Below are 11,791 nucleotides of genomic sequence, written 5' to 3'. Positions count from 1 at the left end.
ACAGGGGCCACTGCGGCAGGGGCGGCGGCCCCGAGTCGTCCCCGATCTTGCTCGGGGCCTTCCCCGGGGGACGGCCCCGACGCGCCCCGTTGCCGGGGCCGGGTCAGTCGCGGTGCCGGTCGGGCTCGGTGACCGACCGGGCCTCCACCAGGGCCCGGAGGGTCCGGGCGTCCTCGATGGCGCGCTGCTTGGCGATGCCGGGCTGGATGCCGAGGGCGGGCAGGCTGGTGCCGTCGGTGAGGTCCAGGAAGACCCAGGGGTCACCGACCCGCAGGTTCACCTGCACGATCTCCGCCCAGCCCAGCTGCCGCCTGGCAGTGATGTTGACCACGGTCACCCCGGACTCGTCGGCCATCACCCGGGGCCGGGAGAGCAGGCCGAGCACCCCGGCGAGCAGGGCCGCCGTGAAGACGAAACTGAGGCGCTCCCCCGGACCGAGCGTCGGCAGCAGCAGCGCGACCACCGTGATGACCACGAAGATGGCGCCCGCCGCGGTCAGCAGCACGGCACGGGTGCGGCCCGGCCGGAAAGTGACCGGCAGGGCGGGGAGGACGGACTGGTCCGGCATGGTGAAACGACTCCCCGGCCGTCAGAGTCGGCAGGCGTGGATGGCGGTGGTCAGGATGGCCCGGGCACCGATGTCGTACAGATCGTCCATGATCCGCTGGGCCTCCTTGGCCGGGACCATGGCGCGCACGGCGACCCAGCCCTCGTTGTGCAGCGGCGAGACGGTCGGGGACTCCAGGCCCGGGGTGAGGGCGACGGCCTTCTCCAGCTGCTCGACGCGGCAGTCGTAGTCCATCATCACGTAGGTCCGGGCGACGAGGACGCCCTGGAGGCGGCGCAGGAACTGCTGCACCTTGGCCTCGTGCTCCGAGCTCTCCGGGTCCTCGGACGCGCCGGCGCCGACGCGGCGGATGACGACGGCCTCGGACTTCATGATCGGGTCGCCGAAGACCTCCAGGCCGGCGTTGCGCAGGGAGGTGCCGGTCTCGACGACGTCGGCGATGACCTCGGCGACACCCAGCTCGATGGCCGTCTCCACGGCGCCGTCGAGGTGGACCACGGAGGCGTCGATGCCGTTGTCCGCGAGGTGGCCGGCGACGATGCCCTCGTAGGAGGTGGCGACCGTCTTGCCCTTGAGGTCGGCGACGCCGGTCGCCGTTCCCGGCTTGGCGGCGAAGCGGAAGGTGGAGCGGGCGAAGCCGAGCGGGAGGATCTCCTCGGCGTCGGCGCCGGAGTCGATCAGCAGGTCCCGGCCGGTGATGCCGATGTCGAGCCGGCCGGAGGAGACGTAGATCGCGATGTCGCGGGGGCGGAGGTAGAAGAACTCGACCTCGTTGACCGGGTCGACGATCCGCAGCTCCTTGGACTCCCGGCGCTGCTGGTAGCCGGCCTCATGCAGCATCTCCCCCGCAGGTCCGGACAGGGAACCCTTGTTGGGGACGGCGATGCGCAGCATGAGGCGAGCTTCCTTCGTTCGTTCGGGAGGGGGTGTGCGGTGCGGTTCAGAGGTGGGCGTACACGTCGTCCAGGGAGATGCCGCGGGCGACCATCATCACCTGGACGTGGTACAGCAGCTGCGAGATCTCCTCGGCGGCCGCTTCCTTGCCCTCGTACTCGGCGGCCATCCAGACCTCGGCGGCCTCCTCGACGACCTTCTTGCCGATGGTATGGACGCCCTTCTCGACCAGTTCAGCGGTGCGGGAAGTGGCGGGGTCGCCGGTGGCGGCCTTGTGCTGGAGCTCGGCGAACAGCTCCTCGAACGTCTTCTTGGACATGGTGAGGCTCAGCCTACGCGCAACCGCCCCTGCCTCAGCGCCAGGGTTCAGATACTGAGCGGAGGATGGTCGCGGTCGCCACCGCCGCCGTCACCGCCTCGTGGCCCTTGTCCTCGTTCGAGCCCTCCAGGCCCGCGCGGTCCAGGGCCTGCTCCTCGGTGTCGCAGGTCAGTACGCCCATGCCGACGGGAACGCCGGTGTCGACGGAGACCTGGGTGAGACCCTGGGTGACGCCCTGGCACACGTACTCGAAGTGGGGCGTGCCGCCGCGGATGACGACGCCGAGGGCCACGATGGCGTCGTAGCCGCGGCCGGCGAGGACCTTGGCGACGACCGGGAGTTCCCAGCTGCCGGGGACCCGCAGGAGGGTCGGCTCGTCGATGCCCAGGTCGTGCAGGGCGCGCAGAGCGCCTTCGACGAGGCCGTCCATCACCTTCTCGTGCCACTGGGCCGCGATGACCGCGACGCGCAGGTCGCCGCAGTTGCGTACGGACAGTTCGGGTGCGCCCTTGCCGCTCACGTTGCTCCTTGATGCCTGTGGTTCCTGGGACTGTTGTTGCGTGGGTCGTTCGTGCCGCTGTTCGTTACTGGTTGCCGCAGGTGGACGCCGTCGCGGTGTCCAGCCAGGGCAGGTCGTGACCCATCCGGTCGCGCTTGGTACGCAGATAGCGGAGGTTGTGCTCGCCCGCGCGGACCGGCATCGGTTCGCGGTCGGTGACGCGCAGGCCGTGCCGGACGAGGGCGTCGGTCTTCTCGGGGTTGTTGGTCATCAGGCGCAGGCTGTGGACGCCCAGGTCCGCCAGGATCTGCGCGCCCGCGCCGTAGTCCCGGGCGTCGGCGGGCAGGCCCAGTTCCAGGTTGGCGTCGAGGGTGTCGCGGCCGCGTTCCTGCAGTTCGTACGCGCGCAGCTTGGACAGCAGTCCGATGCCGCGGCCCTCGTGGCCGCGCAGGTAGACGACGACGCCGCGGCCCTCGGCGGCGATGCGTTCGAGGGAGGTCTGCAGCTGGGGGCCGCAGTCGCAGCGCAGCGAGTGGAAGATGTCGCCGGTGAGGCATTCGGAGTGGACGCGGACCAGGACGTCCTCGCCGTCGCCGATCTCGCCGTGGACGAGGGCGACGTGCTCGACGCCGTCGGCGGTGGAGCGGTATCCGTGGGCCGTGAAGTCGCCGAAGGCCGTGGGGAGCCGGGTCTTCGCCTCGCGCCGGACGGTGGGCTCGGCGGAGCGGCGGTAGGTGATGAGGTCCTCGATGGAGATGATCGTCAGGCCGTGCTTGCGGGCGAACGGGATCAGTTCGGGCAGGCGCAGCATCCGGCCGTCCTCGCCGGCGATCTCGACGATCGCCCCGGCCGGGCGCAGACCGGCGAGACGGGCGAGGTCGACGGCGGCCTCGGTGTGGCCGTCGCGCACGAGCACCCCGCCGGTGCGGGCGCGCAGCGGGAAGATGTGGCCGGGGCGCACGAAGTCGCCCGGTTCGGCCGTGCCGCTCGCCAGGAGCTGGAGGGTGGTGGCGCGGTCGGCGGCGGAGATGCCGGTGGTGACGCCGTGCCGGGGGGCCGCGTCGACGGTGACGGTGAAGGCGGTGCGCATGGACTCGGTGTTCTGCTGCACCATCTGCGGCAGTTCGAGCCGGTCCAGCTCGTCCCCCTCCATGGGGGCGCAGATCATGCCCCGGCACTCGCTCATCATGAAGGCGATGATCTCGGGGGTGGCCTTCTCCGCGGCGATGACGAGGTCGCCCTCGTTCTCGCGGTCCTCGTCGTCGACGACGACGACCGGGCGGCCCGCCGCGATGTCGGCGATGGCCTGCTCGACGGGGTCGAGGGCGAAGTTCTCGATGTCGCTGGTGCTGTAGAGGATCGGCGCCGTGGTCATGCCGGGGCTCCTTCCAGAGCGGGCTTGCGGGAGCGCAGCCACCAGTCGCGCATGCCCCACAGGACGAGCGCGCCGTAGATGATGTAGACGAAACCGGAGAAGGCGTAGCCGTTGGCGAAGTTGAGCGGGACGCCCACCAGGTCGACCAGCAGCCAGGCGAACCAGAACTCGACCATGCCGCGCGCCTGGGCGTACATGGCGACGATGGTGCCGGTGAAGATGTACGCGTCCGGCCAGGGGTCCCAGGACAGGGTCGGGTACGCGGTGAAGATCCCGCCGACGGCGAGGGTGCCGAGCACGGCGCCGGCGATCAGGCCGCCGCGCTCGCGCCAGGTGGCGAACCGCGGGGTGATGGCGCCGTCCGCGGACTGCCCCTTCGTACGGTTCCACTGCCACCAGCCGTACGCGGCGACGGCCATGACGATGACCTGCTTGCCGGCGCTGCCGGTGAGGTGGCCGACGAAGGCGCCGAAGAGGACGAGGCCGGAGAGGAACTGCACGGGCCAGTTCCACAGGGAGCGGACCGCGCCGAGGGCGAGGGCGATCAGGCCGAGGATGTTGCCGATCATGTCCGACCAGAGGATCTGCTGGCCGAAGGCGGTGAAGGCGACGGTGTTCAGCGCGTTCACTGTCCCGCTCCCGGCGTGCCGGCCGTCCCGCGGTCGCCCAGCAGGCGCTCGACGTACTTGGCGATGACGTCGACCTCGAGGTTGACCGGGTCGCCGGGCTGCTTGCGGCCGAGCGTGGTCAGGTCGAGGGTGGTCGGGATGAGGCTGACCGTGAAGTGGTCGGGGCCGGCGTCGACGACGGTGAGGCTGATGCCGTCGACGGTGATGGAGCCCTTCTCGACGACGTACCGGGTGAGGTCCGCGGGGAGCGAGATCTTGACGATCTCCCAGTTCTCGGACGGCTTGCGCTCGATGACCTCGCCCGTGCCGTCGACGTGCCCCTGGACGATGTGGCCGCCGAGGCGGTCGCCGACGGCCATGGGGCGTTCGAGGTTGACGCGGGAGCCGACGGTGAGGGCGCCGAGGCTGGAGCGCTGCAGGCTCTCCGCCATGACGTCGGCGGTGAACCAGTCGTCCTCGTGCTCCACGACCGTGAGACAGACGCCGTTGACGGCGATGGAGTCGCCATGGCGCGCGCCCTCGGTGACGACGGGTCCGCGCAGTCGGAAGCGGGAGGAGTCGCCGAGCTTCTCGACGGCGGTGACCTCACCCAGCTCTTCGACGATTCCGGTGAACACTTCCCGGGTCCTCCTGCCTCATAGGGCACGGACTCCGGGGCTGTCGAAGACGACAGACATGAGCGGACAGCGGCACAGGGAGCGACGCCGTGTGAAGGCCCACCCCTGCGGGGGTAGGCCAAAAACAGACGGCAGCGCGCACGAATGCCCGCCCGCCGCGCACTGCCTCCCATCCGGACTTTAACCGTCGGTCCAGGAATTTCACCTGGTCAACCGGCCGCTGGAAGCGACCGGGTCGCGGACTGTAACCGCCGGTTCGGACTTTCACCGACCCCGGAGTGCGCTGCTTCTGGTACAGAGCCAGTGTGCCACGCCCGGTCGACGCCCATGCGGGTGAGAACTGTGGGGTGGCTCACAGGCCGTGTCGCTGGACTTCTTCGGCGACACCGGTACACCTCCGCATCTCCCTGACCAAGGGTCAACTTCCGCGCCGACGAACCCACTCGAAAGGGACGAGACCCATTGACCGGCTTGGTCTAGTCCTTTTAAAGTCTGCGGTCGCGGTACCCGCCCGGAACGGCCCGGCGACGGTGACGACGGCCCTTGCCCCGTCGCCGGGTCCCTCGGGGCACTCCCCCGCGGCGGGCACGCGCCTCCGACGGCACGCGCGGCCCGGCGAAGCCGGCCGTCACCGGGCGGGCGGCGCGAACACCTCGTCCTGGGCGGACTCGCGGGCCATGAGCAGCGCGCCGCGCAGCACGGCAGCCCCGCCGAGCCCGCTCGCGCGCACCTTGGTCGGCAACGGCGACATCGCCGCCAGCCGCCGCTCCACCCGGACGGCCAGTTCCTCCCCGCCGGCCTGTCCGACCTCGCCCCCGAGCACCACACAGCCGGGGTCGAGCACGGCGACGACGGAGGCCGCGCCGAGGGCGACACGGTCGGCCAGGGCGTCGAGGAAGGGCGCACGGGTGTCGCCGGGTACGGCTCGCCCGGCGGAGGTGCCGCCCGACAAAGGCCCGGCCGCCGCCCGTACCAGCGTCGCCGCGTGCGGCTCGCCCGGTACGGCCTCGGCGGTGAGACCGTGCGCCCCGGCCAGGGCCCCGACCGCCGCCGCGCCGGCCAGGGAGTGGAAGCCGCCCTCGCAGTCGGTGGCCGAGGGGAGCGTGGCCGGACCCGGCACCGGCAGGAAGCCGATCTCACCCGTGCCGCCGGAGGCGCCCCGGCGGAGGTGGCCGTCGAGGACGACGGCGGCGCCGGTGCCCAGGCCGAGCCAGAGCAGGACGAAGGTGTCGCGGTCGCGGGCGGCGCCGTCCCGCTGCTCCGCGAGAGCGGCGAGGTTGGTCTCGTTCTCGACGAGCACGCGGGCCGGCAGCCGTTCACCGAGGGCGGCGACCAGACGGCGGTGCCATGCGGGCAGGCCGCTGGAGTCGCGTAGTTCGCCCGTGGCCGGGTCGATCAGGCCGGGGGCGCCGACCACCACCGTGTGCAGCCGGTCGGCGCCCGCCTCCTTCGCGGCGCGCTCCACCAGGGCGACCGCCTGCTCCACGGCGGGCCCCGTGCCGGTGTCGTCCGCGATCGGGACCGACGCCCGCGCCAGCTCGCGGCCGAGCAGGTCGGCGACGACGACGGTGACGCCCTCGGTGCGCACATCGAGCGCGGCGAGGTGCGCACGGTCCGCGACGATGCCGTAGAGACGGGCGTTGGGCCCGCGCCGCTGCTCGCCCGACTCCCCCACGACCCCGATCAGCCCGGCGGCGGCGAGGCGCTCCACGAGGTCGGCGACCGTGGGCCGGGACAGACCCGTCAGCTCCTTCAACTGCCCGGCCGTCAGCGGTCCTTCCTGCTGCAGCAGCCGCAGGGCGAGCCGGTCGTTGATGGCTCGGGCGGTGCTGGGTGATGCGGGCATGCCGGGATCCTCCCAGATCTGCTGTGCCGCACGGCCGGTGGCCTCGGCGACCGCTCCCTATCTATCAGGCAGGGTTCCTGATAGTTTACTGCGCGCGGCGAAACGGGTGGGCGCGGGGCAGCGGGGAACCGGACGTCCGAGGGGCGGTCGCGCGGCGGACGGACCCGGATGCCGCCGTGCGCGCCGACGGCTCGGCGCATCGGGTGCACAGGGAGGCGGAGGAATGGGCGTGACGGTCTACGAGCAGCGCGAGGTGAGGCGGGCGCGGTACGCCGTGGCGGCCGTGTTCGCCGTGCACGGCGCCGTCACCGGCTCGTTCGCGACGCGCGTGCCGTGGATCCAGGACCACGCGGGGGTCAGCGCGGGCCGGCTGGGTCTCGCCCTCGCCTTCCCGGCGATCGGCGCGTCACTGGCGATGCCGCTCGCGGGCCGGATCAGTCACCGCTTCGGCGCCCGGACGGCGCTGCGCGGGCTGCTCTCCCTGTGGACGCTCGCCCTGGTCCTGCCGTCCCTGTCGCCGAACCTGTGGACGCTCTGCTTCGCGCTGTTCGTGTACGGCGCGTCGGCGGGCATGGCGGACGTGGCGATGAACGCGCTCGGCGTCGAGGTCGAGAGCCGTATCGGCAAGTCGATCATGTCGGGCCTGCACGGCATGTGGAGCGTGGGCGCCCTCGTGGGCTCGGCGGGCGGCACCCTCGCCGCCCACCTGGGCTCGGACGCCCGGCTGCACCACGGGCTGGCGGCGGCCGCGCTCACCCTTCTCGGCCTGGTCGCCTGCCGATGGGTACTGGATCTCCGGCCCACCGAGGACGAGGAGCCGCCGCCCCGGTTCGCGCTGCCTCCGAAGTCGGCGCTGCTGATCGGCGCGGTCGGGTTCTGCGCGGTGTTCGCGGAAGGGGCGGCGCTGGACTGGTCGGCGGTCTACCTGCGGGACCAGCTGGAGGCGTCGGCCGGACTCGCGGCAGCGTGCACCACCGGCTTCATGCTGACCATGGCGGTGGCCCGGCTCGTGGGCGACGCGGTCGTGAACCGTTTCGGCGCCGTCCGCACGGTGCGGGTGAGCGGCGCCCTGGCCGTGCTCGGCGGGCTCCTGATCGTCGTCTCGGACCAGCCGGCGGTGGCGATGGGCGGCTTCGCCCTGATGGGCCTCGGTATCGCGGTCGTCGTCCCGCTCTGCTTCGCCGCGGCCGGCCGCAGCGGGCCCAACCCCAGTCTGGCCATCGCGGGCGTCGCGACCATCACGTACACCTCCGGGCTGGTCGCGCCGAGCGCGATCGGTGGTCTGGCGGAACTGACCAGCCTGGTCGTGTCGTTCGGCCTGGTCACCGTGCTGGCGTGCGGGCTGGTCGCTTTCGCGGGGGTGCTGCGGGCCGGCGAGCGGCACCACCCCCGGGTACCCCGCACCGACTCGGCCGTCCTCGACCCGAAGCCCTGACACCGGCGCCGGAAACCGGCCTGGGCGGGCGCGGACGGAGCCGCTCCGGTGCGTCGCGTTACCCCGTTCCGGGGACGCGCCGGGCACGGCGGGGGCCGAGGCGGGCCCGGCCTGGGACCCTGCCCCCTATGGCGCAGTCGGAACAGTTCACCCCTGCCGTGGACGCAGTGGACACGGTCGTCTCCCGTATGCGCGCCCTGGACGCGGTCCTCCCCGCGCGGGACGGGATCGCCGTCTTCAACCGCGTCTACCTCACCGTCACGGAGGACATCGGCCGGCGGCTGGAGTCCGGTCACTTCCCGGACACGGAGGCAGCCGTCACCCTGGACGTGCTCTTCGCCGAACGCTATCTGCGGGTCGCCGAGGGCGAGCACGCACCCGCCTGCTGGCGGCCGTTGCTGCAGTTCCGGTGCCATCCCGGCGTACGGCCGCTGCAGTTCGCCCTCTGCGGCATCAACGCGCACATCGGGCACGATCTCGCGCTGGCCGTCGTGGACACCTGCCGCACGCTCGGCTGCGAACCCGCCGATCTGGAGGACGAGTTCGAGCATGTGGGCGATGTCCTCGTGTCGCTGGAGGAGCGTGTGCGCGAGGAGCTGATGCCCGGGCCGGACCTGCTCCAGATCGCCGATCCGCTCACCCATCTGCTGGGCGCGTGGAGCCTGGAACGCGCCCGCGAGGCCACCTGGTCGACGGCACGCGCCCTGTGGGCACTGCGCGGGCTCCCCGATCTCGCCGAGGAGTCCGCCCGGCGCCTGGACGCGGCGGTGGGCCTGACGGGCCGTCTGCTGCTGACCCCGCTGCCCGACTGCCCGTACCCGATGGCCTCCGACGGGCCCCGGGCGTACTGATCACGAGCGTGGTCGACGCCGGGCCTGGCGGGCGGGGTCCCCGTCCGGGTCGTCGGTATCCGCCTCGATCTGCAGTTCCTCCAGGACGGCCTTCCCCGTTCCGTCCGCGGACCAGCGGCGATGCCGCTCGTTCCAAGTACGGGTGACCCACAGGGCGTTCGGGCGGTACCGGCTCACGCCAGCCCATGTCGACGCGCGTACAGCGTAGCCGCCGCGCGGTCGCGGGAGCGGGTCTTGGCGAAGACGCGGTTGATGTGCGTCTTGACGGTGTTGCCGCTGAGGAAGAGCCGGTCGGCGATCTCGGCGTTGTTGAGGCCCTGAGCAATGAGCGTGAGGATCTCGGCCTCGCGGCGGGTCAGACCGTCCGGGAGTTTCCGCGCGGGCCGGTCGGACACGGCTGTGCCCGAAGCGGCGGCGAGGAGGGTTGCCTGCACCTGAGGGTGCAGTACGGACAGGCCGGCCGCCGCGCTGTGCAGGGTGGCCGCGATGTGCATGCGGTCGGCGTCCTTGGTCAGGTAACTGCGCGCGCCGGCCCGGAGTGCGTCGAGCACGGAACGGTCGTCCGCGTACGTGGTGAGGACGACGATGGCCACCTCCGGGTGTTCGGCCGTCAGCCGCCGAGTGGCCTCGATGCCGTCCATCACCGGCATGTGCAGGTCCAGCAGGACGGCATCGGGGCTCAACTCGGCCACCAGGTCGAGTACTTGCCGTCCGTCGGCCGCGGAGCCCACGACGTCGATGTCGGGGAGGAGGTCCAGCATCAGGGACAGTCCTTCGCGGACACTGGCCTGGTCGTCGGCGACGACGACACGCAGTGGGCGTCCGGTCTCCCGGGGTCGGTTCACCGCGGTACCCGTGCCGTGACCGTCCACAGCTCACCGGCCCCGCCGGGGCTCCGTGCTTCGACGGCACCCGTGGTGAGGGTTCCGCCGAGGAGCAGCAGACGTTCGCGCATGCCGGTCAGCCCGTAGCCGCCGTCGACGGTGGCGAAGCCGTCGTGGGATGTGCCGCCCAGCGGGTTGGTGATCTGCAGGGTCACGTCATGGTCCTCATAGGTCAGCGTGAGAGTGACGGGGCGGCGGGGCGCGTGTTTGGCCGCGTTGACGAGCGATTCCTGGGCCGTGCGGACCAGGGCGAGGGTCTGCTCCGGCGGCAGGGACGCAGGAGTGCCGTCCACCTGGAGGTCGACGGCGGCCGCGTGCCGCTGCCGGTGGGCGTCGGCCATCGCGGCCAGTTCCTCGTTCAGCGGCCGGGTGCCGGATCGCAGGGCGTGTACGGCACGCCGGGTCTCCTGCAGCCCTTCGGAGGCCAGCCGATGTGCCACCGCGAGTACGGCATCGGCGCGGGCCGGATCGGGTCGGGTCGGGTCGCGGTGTCGAGGGGCTCGGCGAGCAGCGCGCGGGCCGTCTGGATCTGGATGCTCAGGGCCCCCAGAGAGTGCGCCAGCACGTCGTGGATCTCGCGAGCGATACGGGTGCGCTCGTCGAGGACGGCGCCGCGCTCCTGCTGGGCGCGCAGCTCCCCGGCCTGGGCCAGCAGGACCGCGTTCTGCTCGGCCCGGACCCGGTACGAGCGACGGTTGAGGCCCGCCAGCAGTCCCACGGCCAGCATCAGCATGATCTCCAGTGCTGCGTGTCCGGCGGACCGGGTCAGGAGTGAGGTGGCGGTCACGGCGATGGCTCCCGCGGCGAACACCGTCCAGCCGACGGCCAGCCGGGGATCCGCGGCGGCGGCGATCACCGTCACGACGGCCAGACCGGCCATCCACATGATGCCGCTCTGCGCACTCACCACGCAGGACAGTACCGTGATGACACCGAGGACGACCGGTACCGCCCGGCGGCCGGCCGTGTGCCGCCGCTCCAGGACGGCCCACCCGACCATGAGGACCCCGCACAGGACGTACACGGTGACGGCGACCGGCAGCGCGACGGGGTCGAGCGAGGACTGGAGGAAGACGCCGACCCCCGCGGCGGCGAAGACTCCCGCTCTGATGAGCCAGGTCATGGCGAACAGCACATGCTCACGATATTCCTCCGCCGGACCGTCCCGAAGAAAGCGGATCACGACTGTCCACGTCGCCTCGAGGCCCCGGGGGATTGCGGGTCCCGGCCGCCCATGAACACCGAGCCGTCCTTCTCCGGAGCGAAGGGGATGCCGGACCGGTGCGCACGGAGGGTGACGACTGCGGCCTGGCCGAGCCGGTTGAGGCCGAGTGTCAGCAGAATCGGCTCGGTCGAGGCCGCGACGTGTGCTCCCGCCGCCCCTGCCATCAGCATCAGGGCGATCCGTGTCGCGATCAGGGCAGCCCACCACCAGAGCCCGCCCAGCGGCATCCGGCCCCAGAGGCCGCCGTCGCGGTGCTCCAGACGGAGCGTCGCGCCCTGGCCGATCCCGATCACGGCGGCACCGACAGCGCCGACGACGATGAACCCGATGTCGGCCCGGGTGACGTCCCCGCTCAGCGTTTTCGCCCCGATCGCCGTCAGAATGACAGGAAGCAGGATCACCCGCTTGCCCCGCAGCGGTTCCCCGAACAGTTGCCGCCCCACGACGTAGACGACGATCGCGACGACGGCCAGTGCTTCCAGCATGACGCAGATCTCCCTGGTGTTCCCCGGCGTGGACCGGATGCCCCGCCGGGATTCGACGTGAGGAAGCAACGCCGAACGGCACGTCACACCGCGGGGTGACGAACGGGGTGACATCGCGGGTGACGGATCTGCTCAGGGAAGGGGCCACCAGGTGCCGGAGGCCC

15 protein-coding genes and 1 riboswitch are annotated in these 11,791 nt (G+C 72.1%); of the genes, 2 read left to right on the top strand and 13 right to left on the bottom strand.

Annotated features, from left to right (window positions below; translation table 11 throughout):
* Positions 1-103: 103 nt before the first annotated feature.
* The 8 genes from SCAB_RS36240 to SCAB_RS36205 all read right to left on the bottom strand — a co-directional run bounded on the left by SCAB_RS36240 (position 104) and on the right by SCAB_RS36205 (position 6,747).
* Positions 104-568 (bottom strand): PH domain-containing protein, encoded by a 465-nt coding sequence (locus tag SCAB_RS36240; RefSeq protein ID WP_013005075.1) that lies wholly within the window; start codon positions 566-568, stop codon positions 104-106.
* Positions 569-589: 21 nt separating this feature from the next.
* Complete coding sequence (hisG, locus tag SCAB_RS36235) at positions 590-1,462, bottom strand: ATP phosphoribosyltransferase (protein ID WP_013005074.1); 873 nt, start codon at positions 1,460-1,462, stop codon at positions 590-592.
* A 46-nt stretch (positions 1,463-1,508) separates the two neighbouring features.
* Positions 1,509-1,781, bottom strand: a complete 273-nt coding sequence (locus SCAB_RS36230) for a phosphoribosyl-ATP diphosphatase (protein WP_013005073.1) — start codon at positions 1,779-1,781, stop codon at positions 1,509-1,511.
* Between the two features lie 34 nt (positions 1,782-1,815).
* Positions 1,816-2,301, bottom strand: a complete 486-nt coding sequence (ribH, locus tag SCAB_RS36225) for a 6,7-dimethyl-8-ribityllumazine synthase (protein WP_013005072.1) — start codon at positions 2,299-2,301, stop codon at positions 1,816-1,818.
* Positions 2,302-2,365: 64 nt separating this feature from the next.
* On the bottom strand, positions 2,366-3,655 hold the full coding sequence (locus SCAB_RS36220) for a bifunctional 3,4-dihydroxy-2-butanone-4-phosphate synthase/GTP cyclohydrolase II (RefSeq protein ID WP_013005071.1): 1,290 nt from the start codon (positions 3,653-3,655) through the stop codon (positions 2,366-2,368).
* Positions 3,652-4,284, bottom strand: a complete 633-nt coding sequence (locus tag SCAB_RS36215) for a nicotinamide mononucleotide transporter family protein (RefSeq protein ID WP_013005070.1) — start codon at positions 4,282-4,284, stop codon at positions 3,652-3,654. Before SCAB_RS36215 ends, SCAB_RS36220 begins: the two co-directional genes overlap by 4 nt.
* Positions 4,281-4,901: a riboflavin synthase gene (locus SCAB_RS36210; protein ID WP_013005069.1), complete on the bottom strand. Its 621-nt coding sequence runs from the start codon at positions 4,899-4,901 to the stop codon at positions 4,281-4,283. Before SCAB_RS36210 ends, SCAB_RS36215 begins: the two co-directional genes overlap by 4 nt.
* A gap of 155 nt (positions 4,902-5,056) precedes the next feature.
* Positions 5,057-5,187: riboswitch (FMN riboswitch) on the bottom strand.
* 342 nt (positions 5,188-5,529) lie between these two features.
* Positions 5,530-6,747, bottom strand: coding sequence for an ROK family transcriptional regulator (locus SCAB_RS36205; RefSeq protein WP_013005068.1), 1,218 nt, complete (start codon positions 6,745-6,747; stop codon positions 5,530-5,532).
* 223 nt (positions 6,748-6,970) lie between these two features.
* Between SCAB_RS36205 and SCAB_RS36200 the strand changes: the two genes are divergently transcribed.
* Complete coding sequence (locus tag SCAB_RS36200; RefSeq protein WP_037725722.1) at positions 6,971-8,182, top strand: MFS transporter; 1,212 nt, start codon at positions 6,971-6,973, stop codon at positions 8,180-8,182.
* Positions 8,183-8,310: 128 nt separating this feature from the next.
* Positions 8,311-9,033: a DUF5995 family protein gene (locus SCAB_RS36195; RefSeq protein WP_013005066.1), complete on the top strand. Its 723-nt coding sequence runs from the start codon at positions 8,311-8,313 to the stop codon at positions 9,031-9,033.
* On the opposite strand, the gene SCAB_RS47460 is transcribed toward SCAB_RS36195, so the two are convergent.
* The 5 genes from SCAB_RS47460 to SCAB_RS36180 are packed head-to-tail and all read right to left on the bottom strand — an operon-like array spanning position 9,034 to position 11,627.
* The gene (locus SCAB_RS47460; protein ID WP_158512271.1) at positions 9,034-9,210 is read right to left on the bottom strand and encodes a hypothetical protein; all 177 of its coding nucleotides are present in this window, start codon (positions 9,208-9,210) and stop codon (positions 9,034-9,036) included.
* A complete protein-coding gene (locus SCAB_RS36190) occupies positions 9,207-9,878 on the bottom strand; it encodes a response regulator (protein WP_013005065.1) in 672 nt (223 codons plus the stop codon). The genes SCAB_RS47460 and SCAB_RS36190 overlap by 4 nt, the downstream gene beginning before the upstream one ends.
* Entirely contained in the window at positions 9,875-10,258 is a 384-nt protein-coding gene (locus tag SCAB_RS43890; protein ID WP_013005064.1) for a sensor histidine kinase, read from the bottom strand. Before SCAB_RS43890 ends, SCAB_RS36190 begins: the two co-directional genes overlap by 4 nt.
* Before the next feature lie 17 nt (positions 10,259-10,275).
* Positions 10,276-11,052 carry a histidine kinase gene (locus tag SCAB_RS43885; protein ID WP_049875803.1) on the bottom strand — a complete coding sequence of 259 codons (777 nt, stop codon included), beginning with the start codon at positions 11,050-11,052 and terminating at the stop codon, positions 10,276-10,278.
* A gap of 44 nt (positions 11,053-11,096) precedes the next feature.
* Positions 11,097-11,627, bottom strand: coding sequence for a hypothetical protein (locus SCAB_RS36180; protein WP_049875802.1), 531 nt, complete (start codon positions 11,625-11,627; stop codon positions 11,097-11,099).
* Between the last annotated feature and the right edge of the window lie 164 nt (positions 11,628-11,791).

It is taken from the genome of Streptomyces scabiei 87.22 (assembly GCF_000091305.1).
Lineage (GTDB): Bacteria > Actinomycetota > Actinomycetes > Streptomycetales > Streptomycetaceae > Streptomyces > Streptomyces scabiei.
This window is presented reverse-complemented; position numbering and strand designations above follow the sequence as displayed.